At 64.0% G+C, this 19,764-nt stretch carries 13 protein-coding genes; 3 read left to right on the top strand and 10 right to left on the bottom strand.

The window, feature by feature from the left end; all coding sequences use genetic code 11:
• Positions 1-199: 199 nt before the first annotated feature.
• The 3 genes from L981_RS33560 to L981_RS00860 form a co-directional block, all read right to left on the bottom strand.
• Entirely contained in the window at positions 200-2,245 is a 2,046-nt protein-coding gene (locus L981_RS33560) for a PAS domain S-box protein (protein WP_197067083.1), read from the bottom strand.
• Between the two features lie 158 nt (positions 2,246-2,403).
• Positions 2,404-6,111 (bottom strand): response regulator, encoded by a 3,708-nt coding sequence (locus L981_RS00865; protein ID WP_052201508.1) that lies wholly within the window; start codon positions 6,109-6,111, stop codon positions 2,404-2,406.
• Positions 6,112-6,290: 179 nt separating this feature from the next.
• The gene (locus L981_RS00860; protein ID WP_043610836.1) at positions 6,291-7,556 is read right to left on the bottom strand and encodes an MFS transporter; all 1,266 of its coding nucleotides are present in this window, start codon (positions 7,554-7,556) and stop codon (positions 6,291-6,293) included.
• A 95-nt stretch (positions 7,557-7,651) separates the two neighbouring features.
• On the opposite strand from L981_RS00860, the gene L981_RS00855 reads away from it, so the two are divergent.
• Entirely contained in the window at positions 7,652-8,101 is a 450-nt protein-coding gene (locus L981_RS00855; RefSeq protein WP_043610833.1) for a helix-turn-helix domain-containing protein, read from the top strand.
• Between the two features lie 115 nt (positions 8,102-8,216).
• Positions 8,217-9,401 carry a GGDEF domain-containing protein gene (locus tag L981_RS00850; protein ID WP_043610832.1) on the top strand — a complete coding sequence of 395 codons (1,185 nt, stop codon included), beginning with the start codon at positions 8,217-8,219 and terminating at the stop codon, positions 9,399-9,401.
• A gap of 72 nt (positions 9,402-9,473) precedes the next feature.
• Here L981_RS00850 and L981_RS00845 read toward each other — a convergent pair whose 3' ends face one another.
• The 6 genes from L981_RS00845 to L981_RS00820 all read right to left on the bottom strand — a co-directional run bounded on the left by L981_RS00845 (position 9,474) and on the right by L981_RS00820 (position 17,301).
• Positions 9,474-10,259: an ATP-binding cassette domain-containing protein gene (locus L981_RS00845; protein WP_043610878.1), complete on the bottom strand. Its 786-nt coding sequence runs from the start codon at positions 10,257-10,259 to the stop codon at positions 9,474-9,476.
• Positions 10,260-10,339: 80 nt separating this feature from the next.
• Positions 10,340-12,346 carry a Fe(3+)-hydroxamate ABC transporter permease FhuB gene (gene fhuB, locus L981_RS00840; RefSeq protein WP_043610831.1) on the bottom strand — a complete coding sequence of 669 codons (2,007 nt, stop codon included), beginning with the start codon at positions 12,344-12,346 and terminating at the stop codon, positions 10,340-10,342.
• Positions 12,343-13,230 carry an ABC transporter substrate-binding protein gene (locus L981_RS00835; RefSeq protein ID WP_043610830.1) on the bottom strand — a complete coding sequence of 296 codons (888 nt, stop codon included), beginning with the start codon at positions 13,228-13,230 and terminating at the stop codon, positions 12,343-12,345. The genes fhuB and L981_RS00835 overlap by 4 nt, the downstream gene beginning before the upstream one ends.
• Positions 13,231-13,243: 13 nt before the next feature.
• Entirely contained in the window at positions 13,244-15,637 is a 2,394-nt protein-coding gene (locus L981_RS00830; RefSeq protein WP_052201507.1) for a TonB-dependent siderophore receptor, read from the bottom strand.
• A gap of 122 nt (positions 15,638-15,759) precedes the next feature.
• Complete coding sequence (locus L981_RS00825) at positions 15,760-16,704, bottom strand: FecR family protein (RefSeq protein ID WP_043610829.1); 945 nt, start codon at positions 16,702-16,704, stop codon at positions 15,760-15,762.
• Between the two features lie 66 nt (positions 16,705-16,770).
• Complete coding sequence (locus L981_RS00820) at positions 16,771-17,301, bottom strand: RNA polymerase sigma factor (RefSeq protein WP_043610828.1); 531 nt, start codon at positions 17,299-17,301, stop codon at positions 16,771-16,773.
• Positions 17,302-17,695: 394 nt separating this feature from the next.
• On the opposite strand from L981_RS00820, the gene L981_RS00815 reads away from it, so the two are divergent.
• Positions 17,696-18,880 (top strand): TCR/Tet family MFS transporter, encoded by a 1,185-nt coding sequence (locus L981_RS00815; RefSeq protein ID WP_043610827.1) that lies wholly within the window; start codon positions 17,696-17,698, stop codon positions 18,878-18,880.
• A 7-nt stretch (positions 18,881-18,887) separates the two neighbouring features.
• Here the strand turns inward: L981_RS00815 and L981_RS00810 are convergent, their stop codons facing one another.
• Positions 18,888-19,733: a sulfotransferase gene (locus L981_RS00810; RefSeq protein ID WP_043610826.1), complete on the bottom strand. Its 846-nt coding sequence runs from the start codon at positions 19,731-19,733 to the stop codon at positions 18,888-18,890.
• Positions 19,734-19,764 lie beyond the last annotated feature (31 nt).

The raw sequence follows: 19,764 nt of genomic DNA, 5'->3' as shown, positions 1-19,764 counted from the left end.
ACAGGCCATGGCCGAAAGGCGCCAGAGCAGGCAACGGCCAAAGAACCGAGCACATCCAACAAACGGGATTTGCGCTAGCAGACCCTTCGTAGCCGTCGCGCCTACCCGAATGTCCGAAAGCGTTTGGGGCAGAGTGAGCCGCCCCATCGACAAACGGCGAAGACAGACAGGTGGCCCCTACGGGCTCGGGTCGCGCGCCTCACTCCGGCGGCTGCAGGCGGTCCTTGGGGACGATCAGGCGGATGATCAGGCCTTCGGAGTGCCACTGGCGGAGAATTTCGCCGCCGAACTGCCTTTCGATGGTCAGCTTGGCGAGCTTGGTGCCGAAGCCTTCGGTCTCGGTTCGGGTTACCTGAGGCCCGCCCCGTTCGGTCCATTTCAGTTCCAGGGTATCGCCGCGATCGATGCATTCGATGTCGAGGGAACCGCTGGCGGTGGACAGGGCGCCGTATTTGGCGGCGTTGGTGGCGAACTCGTGCACGACCAGGGAAAAGCCGGTGATCGCGGCGCGCGGGATGCCAAGATCGCAGCCTCGCGTCGTGACCCGGCGAAGGCCTTGGGGCGTATCGCCGTCATAGGGTGAGAGCAATGTCGAAAGCAGCGCCTGCAGATTGGCGCGGCCTTCGCCTGCACCGTCACGGTCGGGCGTCGGCAAAGTGAGCACGTGCGCGCGCGCCAGCGACCCCAGCCGTGCGACGACGGCAGATGCCAGTTCTTCGGCGGATGCGGCGGCCTTGGCGCTCAGCGACACGACGCTGCTCGAGACCATGAACAGGTTCTTTACCCGGTGCGCCATCTCCTGGATCAGCAGATCCTTCTGCTGCTCGGCCTGCCGGCGCTCGGTGATGTCGCGGGCGATCTTGGAAGCGCCGACGACCACGCCGGTATTGTCGCGGATGGGTGAAATCCGCAGCGAGATCGGGATCAGCCCGCCATCCTTGCGCTGTCTGAAGGTTTCGAAGTGGTCGACGCGCTGGCCGGCGCGAACCTTTGCCAGGATCTCCAGTTCTTCGCCGAGGCGATCCTCCGGGATCAACAGCGTGACCGGGCTGCCGACCGCTTCTTCTACCGTATAGCCATAGAGGCGCTCAGCGCCGGCGTTCCAGCTGGTGATGACGCCGTTCAGATCCATCGACAGGATCGCATCTTCCGAGGATTCGACGATCGCCGCCAGTTGTTGGGCAGCGCGTTCCGTTGCGCGGCGGATCGTCAGTTCCTGTTCGGCCGCCTTGAGCAAATGGGCGTTGTCGATGGCGATCGCGGCATGTGCGGCGATCGAGGTCACCGTCGCCTCGGTCTCGGTGGTAAAGACGCCCGGCAGATCATGGCCGAAGAAGAGCCCGCCGTGGACATCACCGGACCGTGAGAGCACCGGAACAGCGAGGTAGCTTACCACCGGCAGGTGACCCTTCGGCATGCCGAAATGCGGCGCGGATTTTCCATAACGCGGGTCAGTGCGGATGTCGTCGGAGCGCACGATGCCGCGACCGCGAAAGGTCGGATCAAACACGGCGGTGTTGCGGGGCAACTGGAAGTTTTCGAAGGCCGCGCGCGGCGCGCCGGAGAGGGTGTAGAGCGTGTAGCGCTCGCCGTCCGGGTCGGTGAGATTGTAGAAGAAGGCGCCGAACTTTGCGCCTGTCAGCTCCGTGGCGGCATCGGTCACGGTCTGCACGATGTGATCGAGATCGAGATTGCCGGCGATTGCCTTGGCTATCCGGTCGACCGCCTGCAGCCGGCGCTCGGCTGCCTTGCGCTGGGAAATGTCGAGGATGCTGACATAGGTGCGCTCGCAGCGGAGGCCCTCGAACGTGACGGTGAAGACCACATGCAGCCGCCGGCCGCGCAACGTCTGAACGACGGCCTCGCTGCCGAAGCGCCTCTGACCCTGCCAGAGCGTCACCAGTTCTTCGAGGAAGATCGGCGCCGTCTCCGGCAGAAAGACGTTGGAGAGCGACCGCAGCAACTCGCCCTTTTCGGTGGCCTCGAACAGTTCCACGGTGAAAGGATTGACGTCGACGATACCCACCTGCGCGATCGCTTCGTTCAGCCGCTCGGGGTGCGCCTTCAGATAGGTGCGCAGGTCCTCGACACCTTCCGAGCGAAGCCGATCCAGCAGATCGCAGACCCCGGAAAAGTCCTGCTCCCAGACTGCGACTCCGGCGTTCTCGAAAATCTCGCGAAACCGCGCCTCGCTCTCGCGATAGGGCTGTTCGGAGGCGTTTGCGCCACTATTGTCGACCAGCATATTGACCGCTCCCACGAACTCGAAGTGGAACCGCATCGGTGATGGCCACACGTTGCGAAAGGCCGCCGCTGCTTGGCGGGGCGTTCTGAAAAACTACCGCAAGCGCGCCGAAATGCAACGGTGTCCGAGGGGAAGAAGGCTCTATCAAGCGTCCTCCCTCAGTGCCGGAAACGCAAGACGGATTTGGGCTCGGCGACGAGCAGGGCCGCGGCCTCGAGCAATTGCCGAGGGTTGAACGGCTTTGCCAGCAGAGCGGTGTCGGCAAAGCCGGGCGGCAGAGCGTCGCGACCGTAGCCGGATACGAAGACGAACGGGACCTTCTTGTCGGTCAAGGCTGCGGCGATCGCATCGACCGGCTGGCCGCGCAGATTGGCGTCGAGCAGCGCGGCATCCAGCGCCATCTCGTTGATAAGGCGCAACGCATCGCCGGGTGTCGCTGCGGGCCCGGCGACCTCGGCATCCTCTTCCTCCAGGATCGCGGCGATTTCGAAGGCGATCAGCGCCTCATCCTCAACCACCAATATGCGCTTTCCCTTGAGCGTCGTCGATGCAACCTGGGCACCGGCCGCCGGCCCTTCTGGTAAAGGTTCCTCCGCGTCGTGCTCGGTGATCGGCGGAACATCGGCTTCAAGCGGGAGCCACACCTCCCACCGCATGCCATCGGCCTCGGTCTTCAGGTGGGCGCTTCCGCCTCCGCCCGTCGCGACCTTCTCGATCAGCCGCGTGCCGAAGCCTAGACCAATCGGGGTTTTGAGCGGTGGTCCACCCCGTTCGATCCAGTTGAGACAAAGGGCATTGCCGGTCACGCTCCAATCGATCGAGACCGATCCCTTGTTCGAGGAAAGCGCGCCGTGTTTTGCCGCGTTGGTCCCAAGTTCATGCAAGACCATTGCCATATGTGTTGCCGTCTGCGCGTCGAACCGAACGGGTGGACCGGAGGTCGTGACCCGGCGCTCGTCGGCAGCGCCCCACAAAAGCTGGTCGCGAATGATGTCGTCGAGGTCAGCCCCCTCCCAGGCGGTTCGGGTCAGAAGCGAGTGCATGCGCGACATCGACTGCAGGCGTCCGCTGAAGCTGGCGGCAAAGTCGGCCGGGGTCTTGGCCGAACGCAAGGTATGCTGGGCGATCGCCTGAACCGAAGCGAGCATGTTCTTGACGCGGTGGCTCAGTTCGCTGAGCAGGCGTTGCTGGGTCTCTTCCGCGCGCTTGCGGTCGGTGATGTCCCGTGCCGCGCCGAACCACTCGGCGATCTCGCCGTTGCCGTCGAGCATCGGTACGGCGCGCGAATGGGTCCAGCCGACGCCGCCGTCGCGGCGGATGACCCGGTGCTCCATTTCGAAAACGGCCTTGTTGTCGATGGCGTCATCGATGCGCGCGAGCATCAGCGTCTGGTCTTCGGGCGGGATGTAGGTTTCGAGCCAACTGCCGCTCGGCTCGTCCGTATCGGCAACGAAGTCCTTGCCCTGCAGAAACCGCATCTCGTGCCAATCGGGGCCCATGCGGTAGATGATATCCGAACTCGCGGTGACGAGCGCGCGGAACCGCTCTTCGCTCGCGCGTAGGGTTTCCGCAGCTTCGGTGCGATACTGTGAGATCTTCAGGTGCGCCTCGATCCGGGCCAGCAGTTCGCGCGCGCTGAAGGGTTTGATCAGGTAGTCGTCAGCGCCGGCCTGCATGCCCTCGATCCGGCTCTCCTCGCCGGCGCGCGCCGACAGAATGATGATTGGCACGGTGTTCGTGCGCGCATCCGCGCGCAAGCGCCTGAGCAGTTCGATCCCGTCGAAGCCTGGCACCATGATGTCGGTGAGGATTAGGTCCGGCTTCTGCAATCCGACGGCGGCGAGTGCGTCTTCGCCATTGCCGACCACCTTGAGATCGTATTGTGCGCTGAGAAGGCGGCGCAGATAGTCGCGCATGTCGGCGTTATCATCGACGATCAACAGGGACCGACGGCCGCCATCTCGCTGTTCCGTTACATGCGGGGCCGGATCAACCTCGGGCAGGCCCGTATCCGGGGACGGATGATCCGGCAGCCATCGCAGTGCCTCCTCCACGAAGGGTGCGGCGCCGGTCGACGTTGACGGGCGATCTTCGCCATTGCCGTTCCGGTGTTGCGCGGACGCGCGGCTGCCTTTGGCGATCGCCACGCGTATGGTCGTGCCTTCGTCGATGCGGCTTTCGGCGGTGACCGTTCCGCCGTGAAGCTGCACCAATTCCTGGACGAAGGCGAGCCCGATGCCTGAGCCCTCCTGGCTGCGACCCCTTGCGCCTTCAACGCGATGGAAGCGCTCGAAAAGCCTGGGCATCTCGTTGGCCGGAATGCCGATGCCGGTATCGCGGACGGTCAGGACGAAATCATCGTCCTCGGCCGCGAGTTTGACGGTGACCTCTCCCTCAAGCGTGAATTTGAAGGCGTTCGAGAGGAGATTGAGAACGATCTTTTCCCACATCTGACGATCGACATAAGCCGGTTCCGGCAACGGCGGCGTGTCGACGGTCAGACGCAGTCCCGCCATTTCCATCGCCGATCGAAAAGCGCTGGCAAGCTCTGACGTTGCGGTCGCAAGGTTCGTCGGCTCGAAGCGTGCCTGTAGCCGTCCGGCTTCGATGCGTGAGAATTCAAGCAGCGTGTTGACCAGCTTGAGCAGGCGCAGCGAGTTGCGATGGGCAACGAGCAGGCGATCACGATCATCGGGCCGCTCCTGGCTGCGGGCCAGAAGGTCCTCGATATGGCCGAGCATCAACGTGATCGGCGTGCGGAACTCGTGGCTGACATTGGAGAAAAAGACGGTCTTTGCGCGGTCGATCTCCGCCAGTGCGTCGGAGCGCTTACGTTCGTCTTCATAGGACTGGGCGTTGCCGATGGCGCTGGCGATCTGCGACCGCATGAGATTCAGGAAGTCGTGGTAATGCTCGTCGAGCGTCAGGCGGGGATTGATGCCGACCACGAGAAAACCGGCGGCATCGCGGGCATTGGCGGCGGGCAACGGAAGCACGATTGCCGTGTGGGGCAGGTCGAGGTCGGATGCGCTCGCGGAGCTCGGGAAACGGCTTGCGAGATCATCGACAAGGATAGGCTTCAGGTTGGCACCGAATTGCCAGCCGGTAGAACTGTCCTGTTGCGCCAACTCGACCTTTGCCGGGCACAGCGCGTGATCCGGTTCAAGGCCTGCCAATCCGGAAAGCCGGGCTCGTTTCCGGTCGGGTTCCACGAGATAGAGAAGGGCGAAGGGCACGTCTCTTTTGTGCTTCCTGAATGTCTCCGTTGCGATCGCGCAGGCCTCGTCGGGCGTTCGCGCATCGCCGGAGCGGGAGGCAAGATCCCGAAGGACGACGATGCGGCGCTCGCCGATCACCTTCTCGGTAATTTCGGTCACGGTGGCGAGCACGCCGCCAATGCCATTTGCTGCGGTTTCGTCGGGCACCGGGCTGTAGGCGATGGTGAAATGTGTCTCTTCCAGGAAACCGTGCCTGTTGATCTCGAGCTCGATGTCGTCGTTCCAGGTCGCAGGCCCGCCGTTGAAAGGGGTGTCGATCAACGGTTTCAGCACATGCCAGATCTCGCTCCAGCATTCGCTGACCGGTTTGCCGAGCGCCCAGGGGTGTTTTGCGCCGAGCACCGGGCGATAGGCCTCGTTATAGATCGAGACATAATGCGGTCCCCACCACAACAGGAGCGGAAACCGGTTGCGCAGAAGGAAGGGGATCATGATCTTGAGCGTCGGCGACCAATTTCCCATCGGCCCGAGCGAGGTCTGCGACCAGTCAAAGTCGTCGATCAGCGACTGCATCTCGTCGTGTGACGCGGGCCACGCCATTTCCTTGGCTGCGACTGCGCTGTCGGACGTGTTCTCGGCGTCTGACATGGCGTTGATCCCCGATAGATGACGCTCAAGCAACGTAAACGCTCGGTTTCGGTAACGGTTCCCTAGCGACGAGCGGTACGATGTCGGACGTTTTTTTGGGGGAGGAGGGGGATGGAGATGGTGCAAAAGCATGACCGCCCTTGCCGAGAGCGGCCGTGCGCGATGCGGGTGGTGCGAAACTAGCCGTTCAGCATTGTGCCATCTTGCGGATCTGCAGGTTTCGTCGCCAGCCAGAAGAGCAAAGTAACGAGGCTGAGCGCTGCGCCCATCAGGCAGACGCCCTGCCATCCGCCATGGGCGTAGGCGACGGTTGAGAGGGACGATCCGAGCCCGCTGCCGAGCGAATAGAACAGCATATAGGCGGCGGTCAGCCGGTTCTGGGCTTCCGGTCGCACGCGATAGATCAGAGCCTGGTTCGTCACGTGCACAGCCTGAAGGCCGAAGTCGAGTATGAGGACGCCGGCAACGAGCCACAGGAGCGAATGGTCCAGCAGCGAGATCGGCAGCCATGCGGCGAGCATCAGCGCGAGCGATATCCCCGTCGTCCTCTGTCCAAATCCGAGATCGGCCCAGTGTCCGGCGCGCGAGGCGGCGAGCGCTCCGGCAATCCCTGCCAGTCCAAAGAGGCCGACCTCAGTATGCGACAGCGAAAAGGGCGGCACGCTCAGTGGCAGGACAAGCGGGGTGAGCAGCGTCGTCACGTTGGCGAAGATCAACATCGCGATGATGCCGCGGACGCGCAGAACCGGCTCCTTGGCAATGAGCGTGAAGGTGGAGGAGACAAGGCGGAGATAGCTAAGCTTGCTATTTTCCCGTTGTTGATGCGGCAGCAGCTTGTAAAGCAGTAGCGCGATCAAGAGGGTAAGCGCGGCAGATACGAAGTAGACCGCCCGCCAGCCGGCCAGATCGGTCAGCAATCCCGCGACGGCGCGAGCCGACAGAATGCCGATGACGATGCCGCTGGTGACAAATCCGACCACCCGGCCCCGTTCGGAAGGGTGGGAGAGACTGGCCGCATAGGCGACCAGCGCCTGCGTGAGCACGGCGAGCATGCCAACTGCGGCAATGGAAACCATCAGCATTTCGACAGTCGCCGAAAAAGCGACGAAGCCGAGGGCGACGACCGACAGCAGCGACTGAAAGACGATGATCTTGCGGCGATCGAAAAGGTCTCCGAGAGGAACCAGCAGGATCAGCCCGAGCGCGTAGCCAAGTTGGGTTGCGCCGACGATCAGGCCGGCGCGGGTTTCCGACAGATCGAGATCGGCAGCCATGACGTCGAGCAAGGGGTGAGCGAAATAGGCGTTGGCGACGGCGAGGCCGGCGGCGAAGGCAAAGAGCGTCATCATCGGACGCGTCAGCCGCGATGACGGGCAGGCCTTGCCGACCGGGCAGGGGACATCGTTTGCAGCGCCGACCGGCGCCGCAGCAATTTTACCATCCATTGGACGTGTTCCTTGTTTTGGTTTAATAATGAAACCAAGAAATGGATAACATTTTGGTTTCATAATGCAACCAAAATTCCAAGTGGAGATGATGCATGGTGGCCCGCAGACGGCTGAAGGAAGACTATTGCCCAAGCGCGCGATCGCTGGATGCGATCGGCGACTGGTGGTCGCTGCTGATCGTGCGCGATGCTTTCGATGACGTGCGCCGCTTCAGCGACTTTCAAAAAAGCCTCGGCATTGCCAAGAACATCCTGACCGACCGCCTGAAAACGCTCGTCGAGCGCGGCATTCTCGAAACGGTTCCGGCCGGCGAGGCGAAGGCCCGGGTCGAGTACCAGTTGACGGCGATGGGCCGCGACCTCTTTCCGGTCATGGTCGCCTTGCGGCAGTTCGGGGAAAAGCATCTGTTTCAGCCGGGCGAGGAGCATTCCCAATTGGTCGAGAAGGAAACGGGCCTGCCGGTTAAGCTCGATATCCGCACACAGGATGGCAAGCCGATCGATGCGTCAGGAACGGTGCTGATCAAGGTTCCCGAGGCGTGACGTCGCTTCAGGCCGGTTCGCGCGCCCGATGCAATGAACCGTTCTAACTTTAGACGAATATTCAGCTTTCTCTGCTAGTCTGCACCGAGTCTTTCCGCAGTTCGGGAAATGGGCGATGGGCGTTGTGACGCTAGACCAGGTAGAAGGCCAGATCGCGCGGGGCTTTCGCTATCTGCATTTTTCGCCGGAGATTGAAGAACTCTTCCGCAAAGACTATGCGGCAGAGCGCGTGCGGCTCGCCGCAATCTGGGGCGTGATCGGCATCTTCATCTACGATCTCGTCTATTTCGGCGACCACACGATGTTGCCGGATGTCTTCGCCGGGTTGTTCACCGTTCGCTTCCTGGTATTCACGCCCTTCGTCATTGCCTGCATCCTGGCGGTGCGCCGCTGGCCGGACGCTCGCCTTTACGACGTCCTGGCGGTGGCGATCGCGGTGCTCGGCGTCACCTTGCCGATGGCGGTGGCCACGCAGAGCACCAGTCCCTACCTTTTCGTTTACCAGAACGGCAATTCCGCCGCCTTCCTATTTTTCGTCATCGCGCTCCGGCCGCGGTTCTTGGCCGTCGTTTCGGGGCTTGCGCTGATGTGCGCGTCGCATTTCACCATGACGCATCTGACCGGCGCTTTCGACGACGTAACCTATTCCGGCATCATCACCTTCTATCTGACGCTGTCGATCTTCCTGGCGGTGAGCGCCTATTTCCTGGAGCAGAAGGACCGGCAGAATTTTCTCAATCAGCTGAGAGGCAGCCTCCTTTGCCAGCAACTCGAACGCAACGCTGAACGGGATGAACTGACGGGTCTGCTGAACCGCCGGTCGCTGGCGCGGATCGGCGGCTTGCTGTGGAACGAAGCACCGGGCGATACCGCAATTTCGGCGATCTTGCTCGACATCGACCACTTCAAGCGGTTCAACGACGTTCACGGCCATATCGAAGGCGACGCCTGCATCCGCGCCGTCTCACAGTGCATCCGCTCCACGGTCGACGAGGCTGCCTTCGTCTTCCGTTTCGGCGGGGAAGAGATTCTGGTGCTGGCGCCCGGACGGGAGCCGCTGCCGACTTTGGCGATGGCAGAGCGGATCAGGGTGGCGATCGAAGGGCTGCGCCTACCGCATCGCGGACTGACCGATGGCTGCGTGACCGCGAGCCTCGGGGCCGCGACGGCGATCGCCGCGGATACCACGCTCGAGCGGCTGCTGCAGAAGGCAGACGACGCGCTTTACGAAGCCAAGCGCATGGGCAGGAATACGGTCGTGCTTGCCAAGGACGCCGAGCCAGACGCGCAGGTTGCCTAAGCGGCAGTCGAGACGGGAAAGGTGCGGCCTCCCGGCCTCCAAATCAACGACAGGTCTGGGCGTGCCCTTTCATCAACAGGGGACGGCGATGACACGATCGGCCGAGGGGTGGGCGAGGATATCCATCTGCACCCCGTAGATGCGTTCGAGGGTCGTCTTTTCCATGATCTGGTTCGGCCGGCCGCTGGCGACGAGCCGGCCGGAATGGAGCGCAACGATCTGGTCGCAGAAGCGGCTCGCCATGTTGATGTCGTGCAGCACGAGAATGACAGTCAGGCCGCTGGCGCGTGACAGGGTGCGAACGAGTGAAAGCACCTCGATCTGATGGGCGACGTCGAGAGCGGCCGTTGGCTCGTCGAGCAGCAGGCATGCCGCGTTCTGCGCCAACAGCATCGCGAGCCAGGCGCGCTGGCGTTCGCCGCCGGAAAGCGTGTCCACCAGCCGGTCGGCAAGCGGCAGCATGTGCGTGCGCTCCAGCGCCCGCTCGACGCTCTCACGGTCGTCACGTCCGAACCGGCCGAGCGCGCCGTGCCACGGGTAGCGGCCCATCGCCGTCAGTTCCCGAACCGTCATGGCCGGAGCGGCGGGGATCTGCTGCGGCAGATAGGCGACCCGGCGGGCAAAGTCGCGGGTCGGCCGGGCGTCGAGAGGCTTGCCATCGAACGCGATTGCGCCGGACGACGGCGCCTGCTGTCGGGCCAGCATCTTCAGAAGTGTCGACTTGCCCGAGCCGTTATGGCCAACGAGCGCCAGCATTTCGCCCTTGGCGATTTCCAGCTTCGTCGGGTGCAAAAGCACGCGATCGCCGACGGAAAAGCTGGCGTCGCGCACCGCAAAGAGTGGTTTTGCGTCCGTCATCGGGGCTCCTGCAATGTCTGCCGACGGACCGAGATCGGACCGCGTTTCGATTTGATCGGATAGGCTGTTCAAGGCCGGTTTCATTGGGCGCGACCTCGCCAGATCAGCCAAAGGAAGATCGGTCCGCCCAAAAGCGCCGAGATCAGTCCCGGTGCCATCGGCCATGGCCAGGCGAGGTTGCGGCCGATCCAGTCCGCTCCGACCAGGAAGGCGGCGCCGGTGAGAGCGCAGGCAACGACGAGATCGCGTTCGCGGCGGAAACCGGCCTGGGCGACGAGATGGGGAACCATGAGCCCGATAAAGCTGACCGGCCCGACGATCATCGTTGCGGCGGCAATGGCGATGGCAGCGACGAAGAACAGGGTAGTTCTCGCCGCGCGGTCGGGAATGCCGATCGCTGTTACCGCCGTATCACCGAGCGGCAGCGCCGCGAGCCAGCGGCCAAGAACGAGCGCCGCAGCTGTTGCGGCAAGGGCGACGACGCAGACCATGACCCCATCGGTAAGGCGAACGGCGCCGATCGATCCGGAGAACCAGCTGAGAAGCGCCGCACCGTTCGGGCCGCCGCTTGCAAGGAACAGGACCAGCAGCGCATGGACCATGCTGCCGAGGCCGACGCCGACGAGAAGCGTTCGTTCCGGCTGGAAAGAGGCGCGCCGGGCCAGCGTCGCGACGAGCGCGAGCACCGCGGCGGCGCCGATCGCCGAGACCGCAAGTTTGGACCAGACCGCGCCCGCCGGCACGATCATGAAGGCGATGATCAGCCCAAGGCCGGCACCATGGCCGACGCCGAGAAGATCGGGGCTGGCGAGCGGATTGCGCAAGGCGCGCTGCAGAAGCAGACCTGCAACGGCGAGGCACGTCCCGGCGCCCGCGGCGCCGAGCAGGCGAGGGAGCCGCCAGTGCCACGGCACGGCCGGATCTGACGGGGAGAGGATCTGCCACCCGTGATCGCTGACGCCGGCCAGGACCGAGAGCGCCGCGGCCACAAGCAGGAGGACGAGAAGCAACGCCAGGCCGAGCATGGGCCGGCGCAGCCGGCGCGCGGAAAGCGGCGTCCGGTCCGTCCGCGGGCGCTCCGCCTGCCGCCCGGTAACGGCGAGGAACGCTAGCAGCGGACCGGTGAAGAGGCCGGCGGCCGCACCGGCGGGAATGTCGCCGGCATAGGGCGCGAGCAGAGCGAGTGTCTGGTCGATGAACAGCAGCAGGATCGCGCCGACGAAAGCGGCCGGGAGCGGATTGTGGGACCGTCGCGGCCACAGACGCCGCGCCAGTGCGGGTGCCGCAAGTCCGATGAAGCCGATGATGCCGATTTCGGCGGTCACGATCGCTGCCAGCGCGGATGCGAGCCCGAGCAGCGACACTTTGACGACAGCCGGCGACAGCCCAAGGCTGCGGGCCGGCCCGTCGCCAAGCGAGAGCAGCCGCAAAGGGCGCAGAAGCAGGATCATGACCAGCCCGACCGTGCCGACCTGTGCCGTCAGCCTTGCCATCGATTGCCAGCCGCTCTGCTGCAGCGATCCCGCCTGCCAGGTCAACAGGTCGCTCAGGAAGTCATGATGGAAGAGGATGAGCAGGCCGTAGATGGCGTTGCAATAAAGACTGATCACGACGCCGGTCAGGACGAAGGCGGGCGCGGAGGCGCCGCGGCCGGCGGCTGCAAGGGCAACGATGGCGAAAACGGCAATGCCGCCGCCAAGGGCAACCAGCTCGTAGCCGTTGATCCAAAGTGCCGGTGCATAGAGCAGCGATGCGGCGAGCGCGAGCTGCGCGCCCGACGTCACGCCAAGCAGGCCGGGCTCGGCAAGCGGATTGCGCAACACCGTCTGGAACACCGAGCCGGCAAAACCAAGCGCCAGGCCGGCGACAAGAGCGAGCAGTATCCGTGGGAACACGCTCAGATAGGCGACCGCCTGGCGGGGGTCGGCAAGATCGGGGGACAGCAGCAGGTGAAGCCAGCCGGACGAACCGGCCGCGGCCTGGAGATTGGCAAGAGCGAGCCCGAACGCGGTGATTGTGAGCGCGGCGATGCCGACACTGGCGCCGCTGACGGCGGCGCGCGCCGGAGACAGAGACGCATCCGTCATGCCGGCAACCCCTCAAGCTCAGGAACGAGCGTTTCGGCGAAGTGGGTGACCGAGGGCAATCCACCGAAGGGGTGAAACTGCGGTATGGTTACGCTGCGCGCGGCGCGGATGGGTTCCAGCCGTTGCCAAAGCGCGCTTCGCGCCAGCGATCGGGCCGTGCGCACCTTGAGCGTCGGGATCTCGACCTGAACGAATGTCGCGCCATCAAGCGGCATCAGGGCGTCGAGACCCACTTGCGCCAGGCCATTGGCGTTGACCGGGCCGGTCCAGGCATTCGTAAGCCCCAGTTTCTTCAAGACCGCATCCGGCAGGCTGCCTTCGCCATAGACCATCGTTCGTCTTCCATTCTGGTCCGGCAGCAGCACGAGCATCGGCCGGCGCGTGTTGCGCAGTTGCTGACGCTGGACCGCAAGCCGCGCCTCGACGTCAAGCAGGTACGCATCGACATCGGCCTGCGGCACGCCGGCGACCCGGGCGGCATGGGTCATGATCGCGACCGCAAGTTCGAAGCGCTTGCCCTTCTCGGCCCTGTCGGGCACCTGTTCCACCGGGGCGATCTCGCCGATCGCAGGTGTCATGATCAGGCTCGAACTGTTCGCGAGGATCGCATCGGGGGCGATCGCTGCGAGGCGCTCGAGATTGATCTCCCAGAACGGGCCGATATCCGCGACGCTTTCCGGCAACGTAACCGGCATGCGTTGCCGGAAGTATTGCGTATCCGAAACGGCAACCGGCGTCGCGCCGAGCGCCACCAGCGCTTCCGCCGCCGCCCAGTCGATTGCCGCGATGCGTCTGGGACGGCTGCTGGCCGCCGCCCGGAAGGGGGCGGCGACGGCAGCAAGCGCGAACGGTGTTGCGGCGAGAAGGCGACGACGGGTGAGCATATCGGTTCGCGTCCTAGAAGCCGATCTTCAACCGGCCGATGACGCTGCGCCGGTCGCCTTCGTAGCAGGAGTAGGCGGGGTTGCAGGTCGTGTAGTACTTCTTGTCGAAGACGTTGGTGGCGTTGAGGGAGAGGGTCGCGTTTTCGGTCACCTTGTAGCTTGCGCCAAGGTCGAAGACCGTACGTCCACCGACTTCAAGCGTGTTGGTGTTGTTGCCGAAGCTCGATCCGACGAAACGCGCACCGCCGCCGAGGGAAAGCCCCTCCAGCGTCCCGCCCGTGACCGTGTAGTTGAGCCAGGCGGATGCCTGATGCTCGGGCACAAGCGCCGGCCGGTTGCCGATATTGCCGCTGTTGTCCTTGGTGATTTCCGCATCGGTCCAGGTGTAGGAACCGGTGAAATCCCAGCCGCTGCCGAGGCTGAACTTGCCTTCGAGCTCAAGACCGCGCGACTGCACTTCGCCGGTCGCAACGCTGAACCCGGTGTTGCCGGGCCGTGTGTCCGGGGTCAGGACGTTGGATTTCACGATGTCGAAATAGGCGAGCGTGAATAGGCCGTCGAACGAGGTCGGCTCGTATTTGACGCCCGCTTCCCATTGCCGGCCTTCAGAGGGATCAAAGGTGTCGCCGTCAGCCGACACGCCCGAGTTCGGCACGAAGGATTGCGAGAAGCTGACATAGGGAGCCACGCCCCAATCGGTCAGATAGGTGAGGCCGGCCCGCCCCGAGAAATGCCCGACGTCGATTTCCGTCTTGGTCCCGCGCAGCCGGTTGGTGTTGTCGAGATCCAGCCAGTCGTAGCGCCCTCCGAGGGTGGCGATCAGGCTGTCGGTCAAGCTGATCTGGTCCTGCGCGTAGATGCCGATCTGCTGGTAGCGCTCCTTGTAGCTTTGAAGCGGCGTCCCAGGCGGGGTGACGGGCAGGCCATAAACCGGATTGAACGGGTTCAAGGACGGCGCAGGCCCGGTATAGTGCCGCACGTCGGATCGCGACCAGGCGTAGTCGAGACCGAGCAGCAGGTCATGGGCGATCGAACCCGTGTCGAATTCCGCCTGCGCCTGGTTGTCGATCGCCAGACCATCGAAGCTCTCGTCGAAACGGCGCGCCACCCGGCCGAGGCCGGCCGGGCCCGAGCCGGAGATCAGGAGGTTGTCGAGCAGGAAGTTGACGTGGCCGTAGCGCACGTTCTGCCGCACCGTCCAGGTCTCGTTCAGCCGGTGCTCGAATTCGTAGCCGATCGTCTTCTGGATCTGCTCGCTTCTGTTGAAGCTCGGATCGCCGATGAGCACGCCCGTCGGGGTAAAGCTGATCGCGCTGCCGCCGCTCTTGTCCTGGAGCAGATCGCCGCTGATCGTCAGCGACGTCTCGGCATCGGGCGCGAAGGTCAGCGAAGGCGCCAGCAACAGGCGATCGTCGCCGATATCGGCGCCGTTGCCATAGGTAAATTGCGTGTCGCTGTTGCGGGCCACGCCGATCACCCGGTAGAGCAGCGCCGGATCCTCGCCAATCGGCCCCGACAGGTCGAAGGCGCCCTGCATGCGGCTGAAGCTGCCGTATTCGACCTCAACCTCGTTGCGGCGGTCCGTGGTCGGCTTCTTCGAGACGCGGTTGACGATGCCGCCTGCGTCGCTCTGCCCATAGAGCGAAGAGGAAGGGCCGCGCAGGACCTCGACGGTTTCAAGCTGGTAGGGGTCCGTGCGGAAGAAGGTGTAGCCGCTCGAAAGCTGGCGCAGGCCGTCCCTGTAGGAACTGGTCGACTGGGCGTTGAAGCCGCGCATCATGATCCAGTCGTAACCCTTCGGATCCGGTCCGTAGGTCTCGATCGTCACGCCCGGAACGTAGCGGAGAATTTCAGTGACGGATTGTGCGTTCTGAGCTTCGATCTGCTTGCGGCCGACCACGGAGATCGACTGTGGGATCTCGATCAACGGCGCGTCGGTCTTGGTTCCCGTGCTGCTATCGGCAACGACATAGCTGTTTTCGCTGGCCTCGCCGGTTGCAACGATTGCCTGCAGCTTGGTTGCGCCATTGGCGTCGACTTCCGCGCTTGCGGGGGCTGCCGGATCGGAGATCGTTACCGATTTCGGGCCAGTGAAACGATAGGTGAGCCCGGTGCCGGCGAGAATCCGGGCGAGTGCCGCGTCCGCGGACAGGGCGCCATTTGCGCCACTCGACGTTCTGCCCTTGGTGATCGCTGCGCTGTAGAGAACCTGGACACCGCTGGTCGCGCCGAAGCGCGAAAGTGCAGTATCCAGGGACCCGCTGGCGATGGCGTAGGACTGGTTCGGTTGCTGCGCTGCTGCCGGCGTGCCGGCCACCACGCCTGCCAGCGCCAGGAATGCCGTCGTCGCCAGCATCCTCTTGATTGCAGCCTTCGCCGTGCGCTGCGGCCGATTTCCGTTCATCATGTCCCCGAACCCTGTCTCAGATCGGCATGCCAATCGCGTGCCTTCGATGACAAGAACGACTCCGCGTCGCGGGACCGAAATGATTTTCCGGATTTTTTTGAGCGCGGCTGCAGCGCTGAGGTTCAGTAGAGGAGCACGACCCCGCCGCCGACCCGGCTGGCGGAGAGCTGCAGTGACGCTTCCAGATGGGCGATGATCTCATCCGGCCGATCAAGGTGAAAGACGCCGGAGACCCGGCGTGCGCCGAGACGGTTGCTGGCAATGACGACACGCCCCTTGCGGTGGCGATTGATGTCGAGCACGACGTCGTCGAGCGACCGGTCGCGGAAGACGAGAAGCCCGCGCCTCCAGGCCGCCATCTCGTCGGGGCTGCCGGGGGAGATGGCGCCGAGGCCTTGCCCCGAGTAAAGAATGCTGTCGCCGGCCGAGAGCCGGGCCTCGCTGACACACTCCACCTGAACAGTGCCTTCAAGACATTCCACTTCGACGTCGCCGGCACCGTGGCGAACCGCGAAGGTGGTTCCGCGCCCAACCGTCCGCCCCTGCGCCGCCTCGACTGCGAAGGGGCGGGACGGGTCGTGTGCGACCGCAAAAAGGGCCGCGCCTTCGTGCAGGGTCACCGACCGGGCATTGGCTGAAAACGTGACGGAAAGGCTCGATCCTCCGTCTAGATCGACCGTGGACCCATCGTCGAGCGTGACCTGCCGCTGCTGCCCCCTTGCGGTGGCATAGTCGGCGAAGGCAGCGTTGAGCGATGGAAGCAGGCCAAGATAGGAGGCGAACGAGGCCCCTGCGGCCAGCGAAGCACCAGCGGCCGCGCCACCGAGAAAGCGGCGACGGGAAAGCATGGGGCGCGATCGGGCCGCGCCGGCCTTAAGCGCCGGGCCGGTGATCTTCCAAAGGCGCACGGCCTCGCGATAGGCGTCCTCATGGGCCGGCCCCTCGGCTCGCCATTCCGCCAGGCGCGCGGCATCGTCCTCGGTCGCGGTGCCGGACGTGATGCGAACGACCCACGCGATTGCCTCGCGCTTCAGTCTTTCCGCTTCTTGCGAATCCTCAATATACATGGATCAGGGTTCCGGTGACGCCGACGTATAGGACAATAAACGATTGGTGACGTCCGAGGCCGAAATTCACCGTCTATTTTTGTCGGTAGCCGGGCCGATTTCGCTCAACCTGCGGGAGCAGTATTCGATTGCCGCGCGAATTTCCAGTTCCACCGTGCGCGTGGAAACACCATGTGCTTCGGCGATTTCGCGATGCGGCTTTTCCTCGACGCGGGCAGCAATCAGAATTACCCGGCGGCGTTCCGGCAGTTCCGCAAGGATCTCGGTCAGGCGCAGAAGCTCGCTTCGGGCGTTGAGCGCCTGCTCGGGCCCCGGCTTCTCGTCGGGCAGCGCCAGCAGATCCTCGATTTCCAGCGAGGTCAGTCGCCGCCGTGTGGATGCGCGGCTGTGGTCGATGGCGAGATTGCGCACGATGCGGCGCAGATAGGGAACGGGTGCTTTCAACGCGGCGGCGCCGTTGCGCGAAAAGCGGATCCAGGCTTCCTGGGCCAGGTCTTCGCCGTCCTCCGCCGAACCGGCGCGCGACGACAGATAGCGTGAAAGGCCCGCACGCTCGCGCATGAAGATCAAAGCCAGCTTGTCGTCACGGCTTTTCATCGGATTGAAGTCGCCCCTGCCATCCCCGCACCGGTGCCGGCGCGGGGAATGGGATAGCCGGCCACAGACCGGAGTGCAATAGTGGAGTTTAAATCTCATGTTATAGACGTGTGCGGCGACAGGGATTGCGGCCCGCGGCTATCTGACGTAAATATTGCCCGTCGCGAAAAGCGACCGCTTCCCTTGATCCGCTCAGTGGCGGAGTAAACAGGTGGACGAATTGGCGTCCAGGCGGTCGAGTACATGCCATCCCCGCCTATTTCGGCGCGGATCGGCCAGCGTCTCCCAGAACCAGATATCTGACATTTCGTCAGCCCCTGCTCGCGAGCCATTGGCGCCTGGCGGTGCCGCACGCTCGCGTCTACCGGAGCGTGCCATGACCACACCCCTTACCATGAAGAAACCACTTATCGTCATTTTTGCTGCCATTGTCCTCGATGCCGTCGGCATCGGGCTGATCTTCCCCATTCTGCCGTCGCTGCTGAAGGAGGTCACGCAGACCGACGACGTCGCGCCTCTCATCGGCACCATGACAGCCCTCTATGCAGTGATGCAGTTCGTGTTTGCACCGGTGCTCGGTGCACTCAGCGACCGCATCGGCCGCCGGCCTGTCTTGCTACTTTCCCTTGGGGGAGCCGCCGTCAACTACCTGTTTCTGGCTTTCGCCTCCAACCTCTGGATGCTTTTCGCAGGTCGCGCGATCGCCGGCCTGACGAGCGCCAACCTGGCGGTGGCCACGGCCTATATCACCGACATCTCGCCGGAAGACAAACGCGCCCGCCGCTTCGGCCTGTTCAATGCCATGTTCGGAATCGGCTTTATCGTCGGCCCGGTGCTGGGCGGCATCCTCGGCGACCATGGCTTGCGGCTGCCCTTCATTGCAGCCGCCGTTCTCAACGCCTGCAATCTGGTGCTGGCGCTCTTCGTCCTGCCGGAATCGCGAATTCCCAGCCGGGAGAGGATCGATCTGGCCGCGCTCAATCCGCTGCGTCCGCTCGGCTGGGCTTTCTCCACAAAAGGCCTGATGCCGATCGTCGTTCTGTTCATCGCCTTGAGCGCGACAGGCGAGGCCTACAGCACCTGCTGGGCCCTGTGGGGCAGCGATGCCTTTCACTGGAACGGGTTGTGGATCGGCCTTTCGCTTGGCGCCTTCGGGGTCTGCCAGGCCCTCGCCCAGGCTTTCCTCCCCGGCCCGGCGGTGAAACGGCTCGGCGAACGCGCGACGATCCTGACAGGCGTTGCCGGCGCATGCGTCGGCTTGCTCGTCATGGCATTTGCGACGGAAGGCTGGATGATCTTCGCCGTCATGCCGATCTTCGTGCTCGGCGGCATCGGCGCGCCGGCCCTGCAGTCCCTTGCGACCCGCCAGGTCGATGAGACCCAGCAAGGCCAGTTTCAGGGCGTGCTGGCGTCGGCGGTGAGCCTGGCGTCGATCGCCAGCCCGCTCGCTTTCTCAAGCTTCTATTTCGTCTTCCGGCAGGAATGGCCAGGCGCCATCTGGCTGTCGGTCGTCGCCCTCTATCTGGTGGCCGTACCGCTCGTTCTGTCGCTACGATTTGGGCGACCCGCCGAGGGCTAGGCCGGCATCAGGCCGCTGGTCGCGCGCTACCGGCGGCCGCCTGCAGCCAGCCCGAAAGGTCCTGCTTCAGAAGCGCGCCGAGTCTTTCGGTTTCCGGCGCGTAGAATTCGACCAGCCGGTTGCGCAGGTCCGTCGGCAGCGGCACATAGTCGAGTTCGCGGGCGACCATCGAGCGCAGGCCCTTCACGATGGGATTGCTGCGGAACGGTGCCGCGATCGGCTTTAGCGGCTGAAGAAGTCGGCGCAGCTTCGGCGGCACGACAGGCACAGTTTTGTCCTTGACCTTGTTGACGACCGGGTGCAGCGGCGCGGACAGCCGCAGAAAGTCTCTCACCGCGTCGAGATGCGCCTGCGGGTTCTGGCGCATATGCTCGTAAAGCAGAACCTGCAGGTTTTCGGCCGGAAACAGATCGAGATAGGCTTCCAGCTGGCGGCAATAGAGACCGCCGACCAGGAAACGCCCGCCCTTTGCCTGGCGTGGATCGAGATACCGGGTGATGTCGGTGCCGACTTCCCCACGGCGATAGAGCATGCAGTAGTCGGAATAGGCGCGGTCGACGGGATTGCGCAGTTGCGCAATCAGCCGCGCCCGCGGCAGCGCCTTCTTGATGCGGGCCGCCGCTTCCGGTTCGTCGAGGTAGGAATTGGATTTCTCGCCGACGATGGTCTGCTCAGGCTTGGCCTCGAATTGCTCCAGATACCAGGCGTCGCCCTTGTCGAAGTTTCGGCTGAAGAAGTGCAGCTCGGGGTCCGGCATGTAGACGGAAGGGTTCTGCTGCAGCGACTGCTGTAGCCAGGTGGTCGCGCTCTTGGCAGCGCCGATGATCAGGAAATCGATATCCGAGAGCTGCATGTCGTTCTCTTTCTTTCCGCTGTCGGTGGGC

This window comes from Ensifer sp. ZNC0028 (genome assembly GCF_000799055.1).
GTDB lineage: Bacteria > Pseudomonadota > Alphaproteobacteria > Rhizobiales > Rhizobiaceae > Ensifer.
Note: the sequence above shows the minus strand (reverse complement) of the source record. Positions and strands in the feature narration are given on the sequence as shown.